At 47.5% G+C, this 22,205-nt stretch carries 13 protein-coding genes and 1 pseudogene; 2 read left to right on the top strand and 12 right to left on the bottom strand.

The genetic code is table 11. The annotated features are described in order from the left end of the window. Positions 1-60: 60 nt before the first annotated feature. The 4 genes from VT06_RS09150 to VT06_RS09135 are packed head-to-tail and all read right to left on the bottom strand — an operon-like array spanning position 61 to position 8,175. The gene (locus tag VT06_RS09150) at positions 61-3,399 is read right to left on the bottom strand and encodes a two-component regulator propeller domain-containing protein (protein WP_046553992.1); all 3,339 of its coding nucleotides are present in this window, start codon (positions 3,397-3,399) and stop codon (positions 61-63) included. A 58-nt stretch (positions 3,400-3,457) separates the two neighbouring features. Next, positions 3,458-4,975 carry a bifunctional ADP-dependent NAD(P)H-hydrate dehydratase/NAD(P)H-hydrate epimerase gene (locus VT06_RS09145; protein ID WP_052750214.1) on the bottom strand — a complete coding sequence of 506 codons (1,518 nt, stop codon included), beginning with the start codon at positions 4,973-4,975 and terminating at the stop codon, positions 3,458-3,460. Between the two features lie 22 nt (positions 4,976-4,997). Then, complete coding sequence (gene aceK, locus VT06_RS09140) at positions 4,998-6,737, bottom strand: bifunctional isocitrate dehydrogenase kinase/phosphatase (RefSeq protein WP_046553991.1); 1,740 nt, start codon at positions 6,735-6,737, stop codon at positions 4,998-5,000. Positions 6,738-6,741: 4 nt separating this feature from the next. Further along, positions 6,742-8,175 (bottom strand): YfcC family protein, encoded by a 1,434-nt coding sequence (locus VT06_RS09135; protein WP_046553990.1) that lies wholly within the window; start codon positions 8,173-8,175, stop codon positions 6,742-6,744. 215 nt (positions 8,176-8,390) lie between these two features. On the opposite strand from VT06_RS09135, the gene VT06_RS09130 reads away from it, so the two are divergent. Next, the gene (locus VT06_RS09130) at positions 8,391-10,433 is read left to right on the top strand and encodes a spermidine synthase (RefSeq protein WP_235357394.1); all 2,043 of its coding nucleotides are present in this window, start codon (positions 8,391-8,393) and stop codon (positions 10,431-10,433) included. Between the two features lie 251 nt (positions 10,434-10,684). Here the strand turns inward: VT06_RS09130 and VT06_RS09125 are convergent, their stop codons facing one another. Continuing rightward, entirely contained in the window at positions 10,685-11,161 is a 477-nt protein-coding gene (locus VT06_RS09125; protein WP_046553989.1) for a hypothetical protein, read from the bottom strand. A gap of 3 nt (positions 11,162-11,164) precedes the next feature. Further along, positions 11,165-12,547 carry a hypothetical protein gene (locus VT06_RS17550; RefSeq protein WP_052750213.1) on the bottom strand — a complete coding sequence of 461 codons (1,383 nt, stop codon included), beginning with the start codon at positions 12,545-12,547 and terminating at the stop codon, positions 11,165-11,167. An 802-nt stretch (positions 12,548-13,349) separates the two neighbouring features. Between VT06_RS17550 and cls the strand changes: the two genes are divergently transcribed. Further along, complete coding sequence (gene cls, locus VT06_RS09115; protein WP_161795039.1) at positions 13,350-14,870, top strand: cardiolipin synthase; 1,521 nt, start codon at positions 13,350-13,352, stop codon at positions 14,868-14,870. 520 nt (positions 14,871-15,390) lie between these two features. On the opposite strand, the gene putA is transcribed toward cls, so the two are convergent. From putA to VT06_RS09085, 6 genes and pseudogenes are all read right to left on the bottom strand, one after another. Beyond that, complete coding sequence (putA, locus tag VT06_RS09110; RefSeq protein ID WP_046553988.1) at positions 15,391-19,197, bottom strand: bifunctional proline dehydrogenase/L-glutamate gamma-semialdehyde dehydrogenase PutA; 3,807 nt, start codon at positions 19,195-19,197, stop codon at positions 15,391-15,393. 557 nt (positions 19,198-19,754) lie between these two features. After that, positions 19,755-20,093, bottom strand: a complete 339-nt coding sequence (locus VT06_RS09100) for a YajD family HNH nuclease (RefSeq protein ID WP_046553986.1) — start codon at positions 20,091-20,093, stop codon at positions 19,755-19,757. A gap of 267 nt (positions 20,094-20,360) precedes the next feature. Further along, positions 20,361-20,852, bottom strand: a pseudogene (locus tag VT06_RS18840) (alpha/beta hydrolase); the annotation flags it as partial. Between the two features lie 344 nt (positions 20,853-21,196). Further along, on the bottom strand, positions 21,197-21,481 hold the full coding sequence (locus VT06_RS18465) for an RDD family protein (protein ID WP_200897947.1): 285 nt from the start codon (positions 21,479-21,481) through the stop codon (positions 21,197-21,199). Continuing rightward, the gene (locus tag VT06_RS18460; RefSeq protein ID WP_200897946.1) at positions 21,376-22,011 is read right to left on the bottom strand and encodes a hypothetical protein; all 636 of its coding nucleotides are present in this window, start codon (positions 22,009-22,011) and stop codon (positions 21,376-21,378) included. The genes VT06_RS18465 and VT06_RS18460 overlap by 106 nt, the downstream gene beginning before the upstream one ends. After that, complete coding sequence (locus VT06_RS09085; protein ID WP_046553984.1) at positions 21,975-22,187, bottom strand: hypothetical protein; 213 nt, start codon at positions 22,185-22,187, stop codon at positions 21,975-21,977. Before VT06_RS09085 ends, VT06_RS18460 begins: the two co-directional genes overlap by 37 nt. Positions 22,188-22,205 lie beyond the last annotated feature (18 nt).

The following is a 22,205-nucleotide window of genomic DNA, read 5'->3' as shown; positions in this document are numbered from 1 at the left end:
GGCTCTTTTTCACGTTGTTTATTCTCGTTTTTAATCAATTTACGTCATGCTGTTATGCAACTAACCGGCGTGTGTGGCAACTTCCAAGGGCAGAGTAAGGCTAAATACTGATCCTTTGTCTACCTCAGATTGCATCTCAATAATGCCCTCTAATACCTGAGTGATCAGGTTATAACATAAATGCAGGCCTAGGCCTTTACTGTGGCTAGCCCGGCGGGTAGTAACAAACGGGTTGAACAGGCTGTCTTTAATACTGCTGTCGACCCCTTTGCCATTATCGCTGACTTTTATCAGTAAATGATGTGAAGTCTGGCTTACTTCTAGTCGTATTTCGCCACGCGCATTTGGCGCAAAAGCATGCAGCAAGGCGTTTTCTAGTAGTTGACTTAACACAGTAGCCAAAGCATTGGCACGTATGTTTACGCTAAGGTTATCGGGACACTGTAATATAATACCTATAGCGACGTTCGGGGGATTTAATCTGGCAATTAAGTGTTGTAACCAGGGTTTAAGGGTAATGCTAACCTTGTCAGTAACTGTTTCGTTTACCGCTAATTTTTTGAATTGTGTAACTAAATCGGCAGCCCTTTGCAAATTATAGCCAATAAGTTGCAAATGTTGTTCACTGTCGCTGACAAATTGGCTAAAAGCTTTTGCACTTAAGGTTTTATTGTCAAAATGGTGTTTTAACTCAGCTAATCTTGCTGCAAGGGCACTACTGGCAGTAATGCTAACCCCAACTGGGGTATTAATTTCATGCGCTACTCCGGCGACAGTTTGACCCAATGCTGCCATTTTTTCATTTTCCTGTAAGCTTTTTTGTGCCAGTTTCAGCTGTTGACTTCGCTCTTCTACCAGCTGGGTCAGCGCACGCGCTTGCAATTGCGCTACCCGGGTTCTAACCCGAACTAAGGCGTATGTTGCTAGTAGTATGCTTATAATTACCATGACGGCAAACCACAGTTGTTGCCAAAAAGCAGGTTTAACCGTTAGGTGTAACTCAGTTTGCAACTCGCTCCACTGTCCGGTGCGATTGGTCGCTTGCACTTGCAGTGTATAATCGCCGGGCCATAAGTTGGTATAGCTGGCCAGGCGCTGTGATGCATCTGAATATTGCCAATCTTGCTCAAAGCCTTGCAGCCGGTAGCGATAAAGTAACTGCTGGGGAGAGGATAAATCCATACCACTGAATTCAACACTAAAACTGCGCTCATCAGCTTGCAGCGTAAGCGCTGCCTGGTCTGGGGCTATCAACCTGGTATTGCCTTGCACACGAAGCTCTGACAGCAGCACGTGTGGCTGATAGCGCCAGGGATTAAATTGCGCCGGGTCGATAACCAGCACACCACTGCTACCACCAAACAATAATAAGCCGGCGCGGGTTTTGTTGAATGAGCGATACCAGGGCGTGGCGATATCAACACCATCAGCAGCCGAAAGCTGATAAAGCAAACCATTATCAGGGTTAAAACGGTATTTAGCCGACCAGATATTACCTTGTTCATCTTGCAGCAAATTAGCGCCAAAATCTTCATTTAGCACTCTGTTGCTAAAACGTACTTTAGTTAAGGCACTGCTGACGATTTGTTTGTTTTGTTGTAACTGATTTTGCTGGTATTGTTGATAGTCAAACTGATATAGCCCAACCGGCGTATCTAGCCACAACCGATTATGGCGAGCGCTGAGTAAGCCTAAAATACTGCCAACTTCTGGTGTTACCATCGCTTTTGCTGTTGGTATCGCGGAAATATCGCTAGGTGCTGCGCCAATCAGAAAGAGACCGCTGGCACCGGCACCAACCCAGATATTTTGGTCGGCATCCTCAACCATCGCATTAATATAACCTTGCAATGGTTCACCATTATGCTGTGCTATCCGCACAAAACGCTGCTGCTGTGGCAGCCACAAGGCTACGCCAGTGCTGCTGCCCAGCCACAGCCTTTGCTGGCTATCGATAAACAGCTTACGGACATTGGTACGCCAAATGCCTTGCTCTGGCTCCAGCAGGGTAAATTGGCCGCTGCTGGGGTGGTAACGGTATAACTGGCCCGGATTAACCCCAACCCAGAGGGTACCATCGGTTTGCTCCGCCATCGCTGTAATCCAGCCGTATTCTAGCTTGCCCGGTGTGTTAGTTTGTGGCCGGTGACGGGCAATAATGCCGCTGCTTGGTGCAATAACGTCTATGCCATTACCGCGACTGCCCAGCCAAATCTGGCCATTCGCCAGCTCCAGAATGCTGCTGATATCGTCACTACTGATGCTGCTGCTATCTGCCAGACTGCGGCGCAAAGTGCTAACGCCAGCCTGGCCATCAAATCGCTGTAAACCTCCACCATAGCCACCCAGCCATATTTTACCCGACTGATCTTTTAGCAAGGTGCGCACATCCTGATGCGCCAGACTAAAGGGATTAGAGATATCATGCTGATAATGACCAAGTCGCTTTTTATCGGCAGTGGCAAGCCTTGTGATACCGGCAAAGCCTGCTACCCATACTTCGTCATCACTAATTTGTAAAATATCGTATACCGGCCCAGAGATATTATCTGACAAACTGGCTTGTGTCAGTGCACTGAGGCTGCGATTAGCCTGGATAACAAATACACCGGCGTTATCAGTACCAAGCCAAATTTCGTTGGCGACATGAGCCAAGGTGAGCACCTGGCCAAGCTCATCAGTGGTGCTGGTTATGTGTTGTGGCCGGCTACTGCCGGGTGTTAATAAAAATAAACCACTGCGGCTGCCAATCCACAAGTTGCCTTGCCGGTCAGTTAATAATGCCCGAATATCTGTTAGTTCAGCTTGCGGTGGAATAAACTGCAGTACCTGGCCTGCCGGGTTCAGCAATACTATGCCCTGATTTCCTGCCAGCCAGATATTGCCGTTGTCATCTTCAGTGATAGAGTGCACCTGATAGCCAAAATCCTCACTGATGCCTGGCGCTGTTATGATAGGCTGATAAAACCTATCTGTGGTGCTGTCGTAACGTTGTATACCACCCGGCGCGGTGGCCAGCCATAACGTGCCATCACTGGATTGCAGCAAATCTCTGACAAAATTACCTGCTATGGTACTGTTGTTATTAGCGCGATTGTTGTAGGAGGCTATGCTGCTTTTTTGCTCGTTTGCCGGCAAGTAACGGCGAAAGCGGTAACCGTCGTAGCGGATCAAGCCACCGGCACTGCCTATCCATAAACGGCCATATTTGTCTTGCTGAAGTTTGGTGACAATGTTATCAGGAATATGCTGGCGTTCGCCAATACTGACAAAAAGCTCACTACTTGGCGGAAAAAATGTTGCAGGGTTAGCGCCATAAGCCAGTGTTGCGGTAACAACAATGACAACCAGATAAGTGGTTAGCGTTAAAACCGAACGTATTAAAAGGTGTAACGGCAATTGTTGCTCTCACTCTGCAAATACAAGGTGTTAAATTTACGGTGTTTATTATTAATTATCAATTAATTAACTGCATTTTTATTTGATTGAGTAAATCAGTAGCCAGTAGCCACGGCTGCTGCTGTTGCCGGGCTAGTGTTACGGCGGCACTGGCATGTAACCAGGCTGCCAGTTGACAGGCATCAACGCTGTTAAGACCCTGAGCCAATAACGCGGCAATAATACCGGTTAGTGCATCCCCCATACCGCCACTGGCCAGGGCAGGGCTGGCTAACGCGAGTAATAGTATGTTGCCGGGTTGATCGCAAATTAGCGTGCCGGCGCCTTTTAGTAAGATAACCCCGCCAAAACGGAGCTGCAACTCACTAACCGCCGCCATTCTGTCTTGTTGAATATCATCAATGCTGCAGTTTAATAAGCGCGCAGCTTCAGCGGGATGTGGTGTCAGGATCCAGTTTTGTCGCGTTAATCTGGCTTGTGCTGCTGTCGGCTGGTTTGCGATATAGTTTAGGGCATCAGCATCAAGTAGCATAGGTTTGTTACTGGCTAACACCTTTGTCATTAGCGCCTGGCCCCAGCTGTGCTGCCCCAGCCCAGGACCAATAGCAATAATGGAGGCGCGGCTAAGCAGGCTGCTGCAGTCATCGCTGCAGACCATTACTTCTGGTTGGCGGCTTAACATGGCGCTGACATGCTCGCTGCGGCTAAATAAACTCACCAGACCGGCGCCACATTTGGCAGCTGCCTGGGCGGTAATAATAGCGGCTCCGCCAAAGCCATGCTCACCGCCAATAACCAACACATGGCCAAAATGGCCTTTATGGCTATTGGCCGGGCGCACAGCTAGCTTGTGGTGTAAGCTGCTCACTGCCAGCGTGTGGCACACTGGCGTGGCGGCGTTTAGCTGTTCAGTTAATTGCAGCGGGCTTAACCAAAGCTGGCCGGTGTGGTCCAGACCATGTTGCATTAATAAGCCAGCTTTAAGACCAATAAAACTTAACGTGACGTCCGCTTTAACCGCCAGTGGCATTATGGCGCCACTATCTGCTGTAAGGCCGCTGGCAATATCAACCGCCAGCACGGTTTTGCCGCTTTGGTTAATGTGGCTGATAAGCGTGGTTGTTGGCAGATCCAGCGGCCGGTTCAGGCCCGTGCCAAACAGCGCGTCAATTAGCAACTCTGCCTCGATAAACTCGCTGACGACTGGAACGCCTGCGGCGCTGGCGGCGATCATGGCCTGACGGGTACTGTTACCCGGCTGGCTATGATCGCCATGCTGATAGAGTCGAATATCATAGCCTGCTGCCCGGGCCAGTGCCGCCAGCAGGTAGCCATCACCACCATTGTTGCCGTTACCGGCGTAAACCAGAATATTACATGGTGCCGGCCAGTGTTGTTGTAGCATAGCCAGTAACGCAGCAGCGGCCCGTTGCATTAAAATAAAACCACCATTGCTGCCAAGCGTTGTTATTGCCTGTTGCTCGACGTGTCGAATACTGTCGACTCGATATAATGGCTGCTGGCGGCTAGTATCTATTTGGTATAGCCTATCTGGTGCGGCATGGTTATCTGACATAACGCGGCTATGTGCTCCATAATTATTCTTGGCTATTAGTATAGCGCTGGCAAAACCGCAGCTTACTGGGGTAAGGAAAAATATCTTCTACTACGCCTTCGCGAATGGCTTGTTGCTTGGCGCGCCAGTAAGCCGCATCTAATAGCTCAGGATGTTTACTAAATAATAGCTGACGAATGTGCGGCTGGGGTGTAACAAAGGTAGCAATTTGCTCCGGAAATACATCGCCAGGCGCTGCACAACAGTTTGCCTCGGCATTTATGGCGTCTTCAAAATTGTCTGTTTTGGTAAAGGCACGGAAGTTCACATCCAGTAAGTACTGCACTTCATCATAGTCGTAAAACACCACTCTTTTATGCCGGGTTACCCCAAAATTTTTCAGCAACATATCGCCGGGAAAAATATTAGCGGCAATCATTTCTTTAATTGCATTGCCATAATCTTGCATAATATCGGCTTTTTCCTGATCTGTTGCCTGCTCCAGGTAGAGGTTAAGCGGTATCATGCGTCGTTCAATATACATATGTTTAATGATCACCAAGTTACCGTCAATCTGCATCGACTGGCCAATAGTGTTGGTTAATTCTTGCAGCAACTCAGGGGTAAAGCGGTTTTTTGGTAAGGCCACGTCAGAATACTCCAGCGTATCGGCCATGCGGCCAACCCGGTCATGTTTTTTGACCAGTAAATAACGGGCTTTAACGGTAGCCCGGTCAAATTCTTTGCTAGGAGCAAACTTATCGCGAATAACCTTAAAAACATAAGGGAATGACGGCAAGGTAAACACCATCATTACCATGCCGCGAATGCCCGGCGCTGCGACAAACTGATCATGGCTTTTAGTCAAATGGTTTAATAGTTCGCGATAAAACTCGGTTTTACCCTGTTTATGCAAGCCGATACTGGCGTAAAGCTCAGCTAAAGTTTTATGCGGTAATAGCTCTCGTAAAAAATGCACCAGCGCCGAGGGTACCGGGCATTGCACCATAAAATATGCGCGCGAGAAGCCAAAAATAATACTCATATGCTGCGGCTCGGTGAGTAAAGTATCGAGATACAAACCGGCACCTTGCTGGTGCAACAGTGGAATAATAAACGGTTGCTGGCCATCGGGTGTTACTACACGGCCGACGATATAAGCTGCTTTGTTGCGGAAAAATACCGATTTCAGCATATCAAAGCGAATTTGATGCACCGGGTAGCGGCCGTGCAGGGATTGTTGAATAAAGCTTTTCACAATGTACCGAATATCTCGCTCCAGATGAATAAAGGCGGTACTAAAAGCAAAATCGGCAACAATTTGTCGGATACTTTGTTTTAAACCATCCTGCGCTGGAAAATAACTTTGATAAACCGAGGAAATGGGCGCCGGTAGATGCTGTAAATTTAGGGTGGATTCAACAAAAATATTCTGGTTGTGATAGTACTTACGGGCAAACAAGCGGCAAAAAACTGAATTATAAAACGTTTCGGCCAGCTCTGCCTGCGGGTGAAACAACAGATACTGTAAATATTGCTGTTTCACCTGTTGCCACAGGGGTTCATTTAAGTAGTCTGATGGCATGGTCTGTTTTAGCGCAGCGACAGTTTCTGCAACCCTGTGGTCATAAAACGAAATACGTTCAGAGCTGTCTTGCTGATAGGCGCGCCAGTCAGCTTGTTCAAACCGTTGTTTCGCTTTCGCCGTTACTTTTTGAAATAACTGAAAGTGCTTACGAAAACCGTGCAGGATAATTTCAGCAATTTGCCGGGTTTGGCTCATAGTGTTACTCAGTAATTGGTTGACTACCAGCTAACGGCACCGATGGCGGTTGAACATCAGCACCATAATCAAATACTACGGCAAGCACCAGCACCACCGATGCTGCCAACATTAGTTTTAAAATAAGGGGCAAGCAAAAACGGAACCAATGGCCATAAGGAATGCCGGCAATACCAATAATACCCATTAAAATGGCATTGGTAGGGATGATCATATTAGAAAAACCATCACCAAACTGATAAGCCAATACCGCTACCTGGCGTGGAATATCCAGTAAATCTGCCAGCGGCACCATTAATGGCATTGTGACAAAGGCCTGACCACTGCCCGATGGAATAAAGAAATTCAGCAAGGTTTGAATGATCAGCATGCCAACTACCGCCACTTCGGCGCCCACATAAGATAATGGCAAAGACATACCATGCACCAATGAATGCAAAATCTGGCCATCTTCCATCACCAGTGAAATGCCACGTGCTATCCCGATTAAAATAGCGGTAGTGGTAAGCTCCATGGCACCATCAATAAATTTTTGGGCGGCAACATCAACTTTTATTCTACTAATGGCAGTGGTTAGCAGGCCCCAGGCCAGAAAACAGGCACCCAGTTCATACAGATACCAACCATGCACCCGAATGCCATAGGCCACAATAGCAATAGTGGCCAAAAAGCTGCTTAATATTAGTTTATGGCTTAGCGCCAGTGTTGGGTAAGCAACGGCTTTAGTGTCGCCCAGGGGGCAGGGCAGGTCGGCCACCATGGAATTAGCCGGGTTAGCCAGCACTTTTTTCGAGTAACTCCACACATGATGAAAGCCAATTAATACAAAGGGTAAAAAGATGGCAAAGCGTAACCAATTGCCCGACAGTGGCGGTAGTTCTGCTATTTGCTGGGCAATGACCAGGGTGAAAGGGTTAACTGCTGACACACCATAACCAATGCCGTAGCCGGCGACGGTCATACCGACTGCCGTCATCGCATCCAGCCGCATGGCTTTACACAAGGCCACTAAAATCAATACGAAGGGGATATATTCACCGGCGGTTCCAATAAAGCTTGAGGCCATTGCAAAGCAGAACACCACCATAAAAATTAAAATTTGTGGTTTTTCACCGAACCGCTCCAGCATGCGGCCAATTAATGCATCGACAGTGCCGGTAGCGCGAGCAATAGATAATACACCACCTAAAATCATCACAAAGAAAATAACGTCCTGTGCGCTGGCAAAGGCGCGGGGTATGGCAGTAAGTAATTGCCAAGGCGTCATGTAGTTTTTTGTGTCGGCTAGGGTAAAGGTGCCAGGCACTACCGCCTGACGGCCCGATTCCAGTGTTTGCATCTCAAAGGCGCCCTGCGGCACTATCCAAGTAGCGATCATTGCCAGGATCATCATTGCAAACAGCAGAGTAAGGGTGTGAGGTACTCTAAATTTTCCCATGATTAAACATTCCCATAAGTGTAACTTTGATTAACTACTGTGCGCTTTACGCAGCGTTATTCTTTTAAAAAGGATTGGAGTCTACCCCAAGCAGGGCGACACGACAAATACGACGTGGGTATTAGGGTTATTGTTGCTACTTGCCTGCAAGCCTGCCTTTGTATAGGCTTGGCGCCTTTAAACAGTGTTGTATATTTTATGTTGTGGAGTGTGCCTTGGCTTTGTTTCCCCTGACCATTTTGTTAAGCGCTGCGTTGTTGTTTCTGGTGCAGCCGATGCTGGCAAAACAGTTGCTGCCATATTTTGGTGGCGGCGCGGCGGTCTGGACAGCGTGTATGCTGTTTTTTCAAAGCCTATTGCTGGCGGGCTATGGTTATGCTTATTTGCTGAGTCGTTATTTACTACCACCGCAGCAGCGAGTGGTGCATAGCGGCTTGTTACTGTTGGCGCTGGCTAGTTTGCCGTTACTGTGGCAAGCCAATATTAACCTTGCACTGCTGGCATCGCCGTTATTAGCCATTTTATTGATGTTGACGCTAACGGTAGGCTTGCCGTATCTGTTGCTGTCGGCCACCGGCCCGTTATTACAACACTGGTTTGCCGGGCGTTTTCCGCTGCGCTCGCCATATCGGTTATATGCGCTGTCTAATGTTGGTTCACTGGGTGGCTTGCTGACTTATCCTTTTCTGTTAGAGCCGTTATTAAGCCTGAGTGCACAACGCCAGTATTGGGTAGCCGGTTTTGTGTTATTTGCCTTGTGTTGTTTGTTGCTTATATGGCGTGAATTGGGGCAGTTACCCCGCAGTTGGCGAGCAGCGAGTGCGCGAGTGAACTCACATTATACGCTGCGCTGGCTGGCGTTATCGGCTTGTGGCGTGGTACTGCTATTGGCGGTTACCCAACAGCTTACCCAAAATGTGCCGCCCGTACCATTTCTGTGGATACTGCCACTGTGCTTATATCTACTCAGTTATATTGTGGTGTTTAATAAACCAACTTGGTATCAACGCGGTGTGTGGCTCTATTTGTTTTGCCTCGGTATGGTGTTTGCGCTGTTGTTATTTTACCTTGGCGGCCAATTTGATTTAATTTCGCAGTTGTTGATTTACCTGCTGATCTTATTTAGCGGTTGTATGCTGTGCCACGGCGAACTGGCCCGCTTAAAGCCAGAGCCGCAGTATTTAACTGGTTTTTATTTGCTGCTGGCCGCCGGTGGCGTGCTGGGTAGCGCCGCCGTTAATGTATTAGCGCCATTGTTATTTAACCAGTATTGGGAGTTTTTACTGGGTTTGTTGGCCATTTATCTGTTACTAGTTTTGCCAGATAAAAATGCCAAGCCTCGCTGGCAACAGGCGTTATGGCTTAGCGGCGCTATGCTGTTTGCGTTAAGTATTATTGGCTTAGAATGGCAGTTGGGCCAGCATAATATTTATAGTGAACGAAATTTTTATGGCAACCTAATAGTGCGCGATTTAACGGTAACTGACCCGGCAGGTCAGAGGCAACTTCAGCGTCAACTTATTGATGGCACCACCAGTCATGGTGCACAATATCTTGAGGCTCCGCTATCGGGTTTCGCGCAAAGTTATTACCGCAAAGGCACGGGTGCGGCATTGGCGATGCAACATTTTTTACCAGCAGCTTTATCACGCAATATTAACCAGTTGCAGCAACGACAATTTGGCCTGGTGGGTTTGGGCGCCGGCGCGTTGGCCGTATACGGTAAGCCCGGCGACAGTATGCTGTTTTATGAACTGAACCCCGCGGTAATAAAGGTAGCCACTGAGTATTTTAGTTATCTTAAAGACAGTGCGGCTAACATTGAAATAGTAGTGGGTGACGCCAGGCTAACGTTAGCTGCTCAGCTGGCGACAGGGCCGGCACAATTTGATGTTCTGGTATTAGATGCCTTTAGTAGCGACAGCATTCCGCAGCACTTACTCACTATTGAAGCGATGCAGCTGTATTGGCAGCATTTGCAAAGCGATGGCGTGCTGGCGGTGCATGTCTCGAATAATTATCTGGATTTAACCAGCTTACTGCGAAATCAGGCAGCGAAGCTGGGGTTTAAAGCCTATTTTATTGCTACTGAGGCTGCCGGTATTCAGCCGGCAGCAGAGTGGGTACTGATTAGTAATAACCAACGCTTTATTAACCAACCGCTGGTTCAGCAGGCACTTAGCCCATGGCCATCGGCGTTAAAACCAGATGTTAGCTGGACAGATGAGCGAAGTAATTTGCTGCAAGTGTTGAAGTAATCTGGTCTTATCAGGGCAGGTTGGTTGGCGTATTTATGTAACAGCAGTATGGATGCTGCACAGGCTAAAGGGGCACAGGGATGTGATCTCTGAAGCCGGTGAAGTCAGTATTCTCAACTTGCCTGCCCCTGCGTCCACTATAAAAGAAAAATGGGTCAGAGTGATTTACTGGATTAGGAACAGCCTTCCTTTGGGTTAAGTAGTTCGCTGCGGTTACGCGCGATTAATTGCCAATTCCATTGCGCTGCAAGTTACAACTGACGAAGTACATTTAACAAACCACCTTCTTTTAGCAGCCGATCGGATACTTGGATCTCCTGAAAATCTTCTCTAAATTTTAAGTTGTCACGGCTGGCATTTATGAGGACAAAACCTTTACTGCGGTCGTCACCAACCGCCATTACGCGACGTACGGACAACTCTTCACCCTCAACTACCTCTGTCACTGAGTTTTTCCCAGAAGGTTCGCCACCTTCAGCGGCAGAGCGCCATAACCTATTTTCGATAGCGTTAATTAACCAAGTCGCCGCAATGCGCGGAAACTCAGTTTGGTACAATAATATTCCCGGTTCATCCTGTCTGTTTTTATATGGTGATGGAGATTTTTTAATAAAAATCAAATCATTGTCTGACGAAACAACAAACAGCTTTTCGTCGTCAAACAGTAAATAATCCATACTAGCTTCAACTTGGTAGCCACTGGGTAAATTGTCTGTATGTAGTAACATAGCTTAGCCTCTGAGGGGTTTGGCGGGTAATATGGCTACAGATGAGCCTAGCTCATTAACGATTAGTGGATCACGTTCGAAGGTAAAGGTTTCGGCCACACCAAATTGTTGAGGAACATTTTTACCATAGCGATTCTTGCTGTTGACTTTTGTTAGACCATTACCTGAATACAAAGAGTTAGCACCACACTCAGATTGAATCTTATGTCGTAATATCACTTTGTTGATTTTCTCATCATCGGCATTTATTGTCATCAAATGCTCTTTCACTGCATCGGCGTTGTGTTCACTTTTTCCGGTAGCTGCATAATCCGCCATGAAAGCTTCGTATTCTACAGAAAATTCTTCATTTAATACTGCTGATACATCACCAATATTGCCTAGCTCTTTTGCAGACAGCTCATTGTTACAAAACGCTGACATCTTATCGAATGTTGGCACAAAACTTTGTCGTTCAGCTTTCGGCGGCATGTTGTGTGTATCAATAACAACGAGTGAATACTCGTTGTCAGGAGAATAATCTTTAATACCCAATATGCATGCTAGTAGCTCTGGATCGGTATCAGCTGCCTCAGCCATATCAAACGTCGTTGCCCAGTATGGAGCTCTGTCTGTGGGGCGCTTAAAACCGAGTGTAGACGTTTTAATATCTTCAGCGCTTTTATTTATCAAGCGAACAAGAAAACGGTCATTGGCGATATCACCAGCTTCTGCCATTGCCAGCAATTCAGCATCAGAATGTTTGGGCTGAAAACCACTTTGCTCAATTTGCTTTCGCCGCTCTGCCAGAATATGTTGGGCATGCTCAAGATTTTCGGGTTCAACTTTTTTAGAAGGTGTAGGTTTGGCCGCAGCTGCCTGTGTGCTTGTCACCTCATGCACTGCCGCTTTAGCTTGAACCGTTTCATTTGCCGCCACGCCACCACCTCTGGGCTTGGTTTTACTTAGCTCGGGCGGGGCCGCAGCATTGCTGTCGGCGTCTACACTACCCGCAGCGCTATAGTCACCATTACCGGAGCTTATGGGTTGCTTTGCCCAGCCGTCGTTAAGGCGCCATACTCTAAGCTCGTCACGTTGAAACAGGGTTAGCAGCTCGGTGGTTAACTGGTTGTTGTCCAGGCCAGATAAGTCGGTTGCCCAGGGTTTGGCGTAGCGGTATAAGTTACGCATAATGCTGTCGCGCTGCCAGGTGGGTTCGATATCCTGCAGAAAATAGCCGCCATAAATATTGTTGTACACCGCTGTTACTACTGCAGAGTCGGGCAAATCAACGTATGTGATGCGGTTTTTGCTGGCAAAAAACAGCTCGCCCCATTTGCCATAAAATAGCTGGCCGTCGAATAATAGTGGTTTTAAGTCTTCGGGAATTTCCGCTTCCATCCACATCTATGGCACCTATGTCACTGCTCGTGCGGCAACAATTAACGTTTATTTAAAAAAGTAATACATTCTGTTTTCTTATTAGGGGCTTGTCAACTGTAAATCGAATAAGGAGTCGGAGCTAATAATCGCCATGCCTTTGCAAGACATTGAAATACAAAGTATTAATAAAAAGTGTCTTTAATTAGCTCCGCCCCCTTTTTCCGAAATGATTCAAATACAGATAGAGGAGGTCCACCAATTCTTGCGAACGCCTGAGACCTAAGAAAGTGGGAGTGGGATTTGAAGGCGCATTGGTCCTTACTCAAGTGCCAAATTCATCGTTATATGGTACTTGTAAACAGGGTGCGAGTTTACGCCATTGAATATGTTGGGCGACTTCGATTTGCATCTTAAAATTGTGGATGTTAATTTGGCCGCTGTGAATGATTTTTTTCAAAGCCTATGCATAGCTTGATGCCGAAACCGGGAGTGACGAGGCTACTCGTAGCCCATGTTCAAAGATGTGCAGATATTCAGTTGGGAGAATGATGTGATGAAACCCCATGAATCCGGACTATTAGCGATCTGGCAAGCGTTTGCGGGGGCAATCGAAAATATCTTCGAAAATCAATCAGAGAATCAGTTTGCTACTAGTGTTGAAATTTAGTGCACGGTCAGAGAAACGGAAACCAGTATCTTTGAAGCCATTATCAATATTCTACATAATGGATTTAACAAGGCTTTCAAACCCAGACTTGAGGGGCTGGGCCCCAAGCCAGCAGATGCGCCTGAAGATTGAGTGGAATATAACTTGCCGGAGCAGACTGTGCCAACCACTTACCCGTTTAAAAACTCAATCCAAAAAATCTTTACTGCTGCCAAAAATTGGCGGCGTGACAAGCCACGTCCTCCGTGGAGCCGCAAACGCAAAATAGTAACAACATCAGTTTTGTTGTTTCTGGCACATTTGGTTGGGGCGCTGACTTCACTTCATGCGGTGATGAGTGATCGCAGTTCTCAAGGCGCAATAGCGTGGGTGGTTAGTTTGAATACCTTCCCTTATGTCGCCGTGCCAGCCTACTGGGTACTGGGGAAAAGTGAATATGACGGCTACGTTAAGGCCTACCGTTCGGCCTTGGAAGATCCCGAAAAGAAACTGGCTGAAGTGTATGAGTACGTGCGAAAAAATGAAGTAGGCTCGAATGACGATGAAGAACGAAGCTTGGTGGAAAAACTCAAGGGCTTGCCTTACACCACAGGAAACAAGCTGGAACTCTTGATTGATGGGCGCGCTACGTTCAAGGCGATGACCGAAGCTATTGAGTCCGCAAAGAGCTATGTGCTGTTTCAGTTCTATATCATACGAGATGACGAGCTCGGGCAACATTTCAAAGACTTGCTGATCAAAAAGGCCAGCCAGGGAGTCAAAATATATTTTCTTTTTGATAGGCTTGGTAGTCGTAAATTGTCAAATGCCTACCAGCAGCAACTGATCGAAGCGGGCGTTGAGGTGGCCAGTTTTGGCCATCTTGATAAAGGCACAGGTATATTCCAGATAAATTTCAGGAACCACCGAAAAGTAGTTGTGATTGATGGTCAAAAAGCGTTGGTGGGTGGGCTGAACATTGGCAATGAATATCTGGGGTTATCTGAGGAATTTGGAGACTGGAGGGACACGCATATTGCGATTTCAGGTCCTGCAGCAATGGAAGCGCAACTTTCGTTTCTCGAAGACTGGAAGTGGGCCAGTGGTGAATGGCTTGATCTTAACTGGAAAACGGCAGCGAACCCCGAAGGTGATGCTGTTGCAATAACGATAGCGACGGGGCCTGCAGATAAGTTTGAAACGGCAGAAATGCTCATTTTACAAGCCATCAATTCCGCCAAGAAAAGAGTATGGATTTCGACTCCTTATTATGTGCCAAACTCTGCCATAGTCGCTGCTCTTGAGCTCGCCGCATTGAAAGGTGTTGATGTGAGGATACTGCTGCCAGACAAAACAGACAACAAACTGGTTTCATTTGCTGCAAATACTTATTTCGAACAATCCATGCGAACCGGAGTCAGGTTTTTCAAATATTCCAATGGATTTATGCATAGCAAAACGATTCTTGTCGATGACAATTACTCCATTGTTACCTCTGCTAATCTGGACAACCGGTCTTTGAGACTGAACTTTGAAATTTTTGCGTTGTTACGCGATCAGGAGTTCAATCGGAAAATGGAGCAGATGTATCTGAATGATTTTGCAGCCAGTCACGAACTTCCCAAAGACGTGTTTTCATCTATGCCGATATGGTATCGATTAGCCTCAAGGTTGGCCCGGCTGACATCACCCGTATTGTGATGGTGCTGTTGCCACCTCAACATCCTTGCATCGTGGCAGTATAGGTTTGATCGCTGGCCCGCTTTAAATAGGTTTGTTGTTTTGCTGTGCTGCGCTGGTCACTGGTGGTGCTCGCAGAGGCGGCAGTAAAGTTGTTGCCTTTGCCAATGAATAATATTTTTTACCGAGGTGAGTCAGTATTTTTAGAATAACCAGTGGCTCTGTAATACAGGCAAGCCAATTAGCTGTCTAACACCTTACCCGCTGTACCTTGGATTGGGCGATAATAGCGAAAGCCGATACCCGATTTACCAGACGTTGTTTTCAACCGAACTCAGCACAGTTGTCCTTAATAATATCCGCCAGAGCTTAACGCATAATTATCCGCTGGGTGGCGAGCGTTTTCGCTCAGAAATTGAGAAAATGTTGGGCGTTCTGCTAGGCAAATGCGGGCCGGGCAGGCCAGAGGCAGAGCGGGGTAGAAGCTAATTAGCTCCGACCCCTTTTTCCCTTTTCCTTGCCTATGAGCATAGGTTTTAAGCTATGACTCGTCGTCCTCTACCATGGTCATTAGCGAGGTATTACCACCAGAGGCGGTAGTATCAATGCTGATGGTTTTTTCAGTCACTAAGCGTTTAATCAGGGTGTCGTAATACTCGGCACTGATCACCGGTAAAATGGCGCCCTTACGCGCAGCCAGTTGCTGGCTAAAATAACCTAAGCGGGATGAGCGCGCCGCGACAACCGCTCCCGCTAAATGCGGATGAGCCAAAATTGCCTGCAGCTGATCCGGTTTAGCAACCTGAAACACCCCTTTGGCTACACCGGTAGCAATAAACTTGTCTTTGAAGGCCATGGCTTCTTCATAAAACAGCTCAGAGGCGACGGTAATTACCGTGTTACCCGCCGCCAGAGCGGTAATAATTGAAATTGCCCAGAAGTTAAATGACGTGCTCTTGTCGGCATAACACACCACACAGCCGCGGGGCTCAATATGCAGCGTATTTGATTCGCCGGTTGGTCCTGGCAAAACAGTCGGTTTACGCATGTGTTTTTCCAGCCGGTTTAGCTGCGCTCTGGCATCAGCTAAAGTTGAACCTAAATCGTCGGCCAGCTCGTCAATAATATCGACAGTAGCAATTTTGGCCAGCAATTGACGAACCGCTGAAATACGATCGTTTAAGGCAGTGGCGCGCCAGGTTTTTTCATCGCGCAGTGAGTTTGCCATTAACTGCTGCACTTGCGCTTCGGCATCGGGGTTGTGATGTAAATTCAGCTCATCCGGGGTCAAGTTGGTCATTTGTACATTGTCTGGTGAAGCCTTTTCTTTTACCAGCCGCAGTAAGTAGTTGGGGCCACCTGCCTTAGGGCCGGTGCCAGATAAGCCACGGCCACCAAAGGGTTGTACCCCGACTATAGCACCAATCATATTGCGGTTAATGTAAACATTACCCGCCCGTGACATTTTTGCCAGGTACTCACAGCGCTCTTCAATACGGGAATGCACGCCCATGGTTAATCCAAACCCGGTACCGTTGATCTGGTCAATAACGTTATCCAAATCTTTGGCTTTAAAACGAATAACGTGCACGCAAGGGCCGAATACTTCCCGTTTCAAGACCGATAAATCGTTAATTTCATATAAACGTGGTGCAAAAAAGTAAGCACCTTGTGCGGTATTATCCGGAATGTCACATTGATAGTGCAAGGTGGCTTTATCTTTCAGGTAGTCAACATGCTCATTTAAGCTTTTTAAGGCTTTCGCGTCGATGATTGGCCCGATGTCGGTGCTAAGCATGGCGGGATCGCCAACATGTAGTTCTTTTAAGGCGCCTTTGAGCATAGCGATAATGCCATCGGCCACATCTTCTTGAATAAATAATACTCTAAGTGCGGAGCAGCGCTGGCCGGCACTTTGAAAACCAGAGCTTATAACATCGTCTACTACCTGTTCTGGCAGGGCAGTAGAGTCAACAATCATACAATTTTGGCCACCGGTTTCGGCAATTAGCGGTACCTGAATACCGTTTCGTGCGGCCAGAGTTTGCGAAATAAGCGTGCCGGTGTCGGTAGAGCCGGTAAACATCACTGCCTGAATGCGAGGGTCAGGTACGATGGTTTTACCCACGTCACTACCGCGGGCAATTACCGCTTGAACCACATGCTCGGGCAAGCCTACGGTGTGCATCAGTTCAATGGTGCGCAGCGCAATTAAGCTGGTTTGTTCAGCGGGTTTGGCAATGACAGTATTACCGGTAACAATAGCTGCAGCCACCTGGCCTAAAAATATAGCCAGTGGGAAGTTCCAGGGGCTGATACATAAAATAACGCCACGCGGTTCAAACCGCTCGTCTTTAGTTAGCTCTTCAGCGCGGGCGGCATAATAGCGACAGAAATCAACTGCTTCACGTACTTCGTCTATACCATCTTGCGCCACTTTGCCAGCTTCTTTAATACAAATGGCTACCAATTCGTCGTGATGACGCTCTAAAATATCGGCAATTCGCCGTAATAAGTTTGCCCGTTCAACCGTAGGGGTTTGTGACCAGCTACTAAAGGCGTTATCGGCGTTTGTTAACAGTTGCTGCATTTGCTCGGTGTTGTGCAAGCTAACATGGCCGATAATTTCCTGATGATTGGCTGGGTTTTTAACGGCTATGGCATCTTTTGGCAGTTGCTCTTTGGTAAGTAGGTGCTCACTGAGCCAGTTATCTAAATTGGCTTTAAATGGCATCAGGCTGTCAATGTCAGTTAAGTCCATGCCTTTAGAGTTAGCACGTTCGGCGCCGTATAAATCGATAGGCATTTTAATTTGCGTGTTGTATTTGTTACGCAGGCTTTGCAAAGTCTCAACCGGATCGGGTAGCAACGCTTCAACCGGCTGGGAGGTGTCGACAATGGCATTCACAAATGACGAGTTAGCACCGTTTTCCAGCAAGCGCCGCACTAAATAGGCTAACAGGTTTTCATGCTCGCCCACCGGGGCATACACCCGGCACTGTATTTTTTCTTCATTGACAATCTGGTCAAATAACGACTCGCCCATACCATGCAGTCGCTGAAATTCAAAACCCGTGTTGTCGCCTTTGGCGACTTCTAAAATGGTTGCGGCGGTATACGCATTGTGGGTAGCAAATTGCGGATACAATACATCACGTGCTTCCAGCAATTTAATGGCGCAAGCTTTATAGGACACATCGGTAGAGGCTTTTCGGGTAAATACCGGAAAATGCGCTAAACCATCTTGCTGAGTGGTTTTAATTTCGGTATCCCAATAAGCGCCTTTTACCAGCCGCACCATCAGTTTACGGTTAACTTTACGCGCTAATTGCGCCAGCCATTCAATGACAAAAATAGCCCGCTTTTGATAGGCCTGTACGGCTAAACCGAAACCACCCCAGTCGCCTAACTCCGGGTCGCTGAATACCGCTTCAATAATATCCAGTGAAATATCTAAACGGTCGGCTTCTTCAGCATCAACCGTAAAGCCAATATCGTAACTTTTGGCCACTAGCACCAGGGCTTTTAGTTTTGGTACCAGTTCAGTCATTACCCGTTCGCGGTGGCTAAACTCGTACCGCGGATGAATAGCGGATAACTTAACAGAAATGCCCGGGCTTTTAATCGGGCCGCGGCCTTTACCTGCTTTACCAATGGCATGTATCGCCGTTAAATAGCTTTGGTAATAGCGGTCGGCATCTGCCATGGTGCGGGCACCTTCGCCCAGCATGTCATAGGAGTAGACATAGCCTTTTTTCTCGGTGTCAGCCGCGCGGTCAATGGCGTCGTCAATGGTAGTGCCCATGACAAACTGCTTGCCCATAATTTTCATGGCAAAATTTACTGAGCGACGTATAACCGGCTCACCTAAGCGGCCAAGGGTTTTTTTCAAAATACCAAACTGCTGCGCCTTGTTGGTATCGTTATAGTTCACCATTTTGCCGGTAACTAACAGACCCCAGGATGAGGCATTTACAAACAGAGAATCGCTGCTGCCTAAATGTGAGCTCCAGTCGCCATGGGCCAGTTTGTCACGAATTAATAATTCCTGAGTTTTCTTATCGGGTACCCGCAGCAATGCCTCGGCCAGACACATTAATACCACGCCTTCTTCACTGGACAACGAAAACTCGTTTAGCAGTGCGTCTATACCGCCTTGGCCATCCTGATCTTTTCGAATGTTATGCACAATTTGCCGCGCCCGCTCCCAAGCCCTGCTGCGTGCTTTCATGCCCACTTCTGCCAGCGGTAAAAGATGCCCTATAACCTGGTTTTCATCGATACGGTAATAGTCGCGGATCTTTTGTCGGATTGGACATTCGGTTGTTAAATCACCGGTAAATAACATAAATAACCCTTTTCAATGAGGAGGCTGGCCATAAGTGCAATTACCGCTAGGGTGGCACCGATTAACAGCGTGCATACTAATCAATATGTAGCAGAATGTGCTGGTTTAATTGCGATTTATTTCCCTAGTTTGCAGGGTGTAACAGGCAATTTTCCGTATAAAATACTGCCGTTTAGTGCAAGGTGTTTAACTTACAGTAGTCAGTTGACTATATTGATTAAACGGATGACATCTGGTTACAGTAATTAGCCAGACAGTATACTAAGCTGCGAGTTCAGACTAATAGCAATAAGCAGGACCATCAAATGACACTACTTAGATATTTATCTGCCGGTATCACCGGCACCGTTTTGTTGGCTTTGACGAGTCAGACAGTGCAGTCTTTGCCGGCATGATCCGTTGGTGCATTGAGCACCACTGGTATGGCAGTAGTATCAGTAATAGCTCACTTACCGACCGCGACAGCGGTTTTTCGGTATTTTATTCAGGTCGAATTTTTTTAGCGATATGCCACCGCTAATACCAGGGCGGGTGTTGTTTACTGTCACGTTGCTATATCACTTTGGTTTATTAAGTAACGCTTTTAAATCAGCAAAAGGGTTATGCGTTGCTGCTGTCACTTTTTGCTCGGTAGTGCCGCCATACATAATATATTCGTGAAACTTGTTATGCTCGTTGTCGTGACAATAAATACACAGTAATTCCCAGTTACTGCCATCACTCGGGTTATTACTGTGGTTGTGATCCACATGATGCACCGTTAACTCGCGTAAATTAGAGTGCACAAATTCGCGGGCACAACGGCCACACACCCAAGGGTACAATTTTAACGCTTTATCGCGATAGCCCTGCTCTTGCTGCTGATAGGCCTGCGCCCCGTTGCTGGTTTTATTCATAACTCATCCGATTAACCCTGTTGTAGCGCTGCTTTGGCACCAGGGTACTGTGCAAACCTTGTTGAGTGATTTTAACAGCGTTGTGGGCTGAAGCAATGGCTGATTTGATATGTTGCTTTCTCCTTGTAAACATGAGGTTTAGCTTAACTACCCGAACCGGTAGGTTTATCGTTTTACGCCTTTTTCACCAATAAAAAATGATGACCCCGCGCTACTGATGGAAGCGGCAAGCTGACTGGCGGCTAGGTAGCTATTGTGGTTGCCGGCAAAGCGGGTTAGCGTGGCCACGCCGGGGGCAAAAGCCTGATACAGTGCCTCGCTGCGCGCACGGCCTATTATTTCGTCTTGTTTTGCCATTAAGATCAGGGTGGGGCTGTTAATAGTTGGCGCATACTTAGCAGAGTTATAGGTATCTTTTAACAACCATTGCACCGGAAATACCGGAAACTGCTGGCGGGCCAGGGCGCTCAGGCTATCAAAAGGCGTAATTAACACCAGTTGGGTTACTTTGCGCTGTGCCGCCAGCTGCACCGCAACGCCAGAGCCCAGGCTACGGCCCAGCACGGTAATGTCACTATGTTTGCTATGCACCTGGTCATACAGCGCCAGCGCATCTGCGACCAGTGCTTGCTCTGAGGGCCTGCCACTACTGCCGCCATAACCGCGATAGTGCATCAGATAAATAGCATGGTTGGGGAAAGCTGCGGTAAACTCCGACAGAGACACACTAACATCCTCGGCATTACCGCCAAAATACATCAGCGCCTTATTGCCTTCATGAGATTTGCGACTTACCAGCACGGTGGCATTGGCCTGTTGCAGCACCAGCGGATCGGTTGGCGGCAATTGTGCCGGTACCGGGAAATAAATTAACTGGCGCTGTAGCAGATACAACGCCAGGCACAGCAAAAAGTAGCCCGCCAGTATATAACCTGAAAGAGTAAACAGCATGCGCATCATATATCCGGCGGTTGGCTAAAGTTGTAAAGCAGCTTAGCGCAAAGTTTGGCGAACGGCACGGCGAAAGCAAGAATCAAATAATCTGACCCCATTGATCCATGCATTCTATATTAATCACCGGCACTATATTTTAAGTACTTATTTTAAGTACTTATTTTAAGTACTAAGGTGTCGGCTACTTTATCCTGAATAGCTTGCCGGTTTGGGTCCCAGTATATTTGGATAAAACCCAGCAGCCCGGTTGCAAAACCTGCGCTGTAGCCGCCCTGGCGCCCAAATGCCTGCCACAACGAGAGCGGTGTGTTATTTAGCTGCACCACTTTTATACCCATAACGGCTTTGCCAAGGGTTTGGCCACCATTCCAACTGATAAACAGGGTGAACAGCCAAAACCAATGCCTAAGTCGGTTAAGATGCCTTGCAGCCATTTAAGAGCACTGTGATCCGATTGTGCTAACTGTTGCCACCAGGAGGTGTTTGATTCGGGCTCAGTGGTTTGCTGAATTAACGCCTCTGTAGCTTGCCCAGCGGCCTGTTGGCGATGCTCTTTAATATTGCTCATCACGTTACTCAGCGCAGCCTGCTGCTCTGCCGGTGTCAGTATTAAGTCCTCGAGCAAGTCTGTAACCATGCTGTCAATTTCATCATCAGTGAGCTTACTGCCACGTAATTGCTCGCTGATATTGTCTAGCTGCTTATCAGCGCACTCGGCATTGCACTCTGTCTTGGTAAGCGCAATGGCGCTTGCTGCAATTAATAAACCCGCCTTAACTTTGTAGTCGTTGCGCTCGTCGGTTTTTTCGGGCACTAACGGCAGTAAAAACAACGATAATAACGCAATGGCAATGACAGTATTTCTACGCCGGTGTTTATGTTGCAAATGACAGCGAAAGGCCAGATAAGCCGCCACAGGCAGCAGAACTAGCAAGCTACCAGAGGTAAGTAAAGCGATAAGCACCGCATCCAGGGCTTTGCCAGCGCGCGACCCACCAGAGCATTGGCTACCGTAAAATCGTGCGGGGTAACCACCTGGCGCACTTGCTGCGGTGAAAGCTGGTGGCCATTAATGTCAATATACACGCCCGGTGACACTTCGGTAATGCTGGCATTACCGTCAAACTGGTGCAAACTCATCACAATGTTGCTCTACCA

Origin of the sequence: Arsukibacterium sp. MJ3, assembly GCF_000987765.1 — a bacterium.
Lineage (GTDB): Bacteria > Pseudomonadota > Gammaproteobacteria > Enterobacterales > Alteromonadaceae > Alishewanella.
This window is presented reverse-complemented; position numbering and strand designations above follow the sequence as displayed.

Coding starts and splice junctions, on each gene's coding strand:
- VT06_RS09145 (WP_052750214.1), bottom strand. CDS start 4,975: ATGTCAGATAACCATGCCGCACCAGATAGGCTATACCAAATAGATACT.
- aceK (WP_046553991.1), bottom strand. CDS start 6,737: ATGAGCCAAACCCGGCAAATTGCTGAAATTATCCTGCACGGTTTTCGT.
- VT06_RS09135 (WP_046553990.1), bottom strand. CDS start 8,175: ATGGGAAAATTTAGAGTACCTCACACCCTTACTCTGCTGTTTGCAATG.
- VT06_RS09125 (WP_046553989.1), bottom strand. CDS start 11,161: ATGTTACTACATACAGACAATTTACCCAGTGGCTACCAAGTTGAAGCT.
- VT06_RS17550 (WP_052750213.1), bottom strand. CDS start 12,547: ATGTGGATGGAAGCGGAAATTCCCGAAGACTTAAAACCACTATTATTC.
- putA (WP_046553988.1), bottom strand. CDS start 19,197: ATGTTATTTACCGGTGATTTAACAACCGAATGTCCAATCCGACAAAAG.
- VT06_RS09100 (WP_046553986.1), bottom strand. CDS start 20,093: ATGAATAAAACCAGCAACGGGGCGCAGGCCTATCAGCAGCAAGAGCAG.
- VT06_RS18465 (WP_200897947.1), bottom strand. CDS start 21,481: ATGGCTGCAAGGCATCTTAACCGACTTAGGCATTGGTTTTGGCTGTTC.
- VT06_RS09085 (WP_046553984.1), bottom strand. CDS start 22,187: ATGAGTTTGCACCAGTTTGACGGTAATGCCAGCATTACCGAAGTGTCA.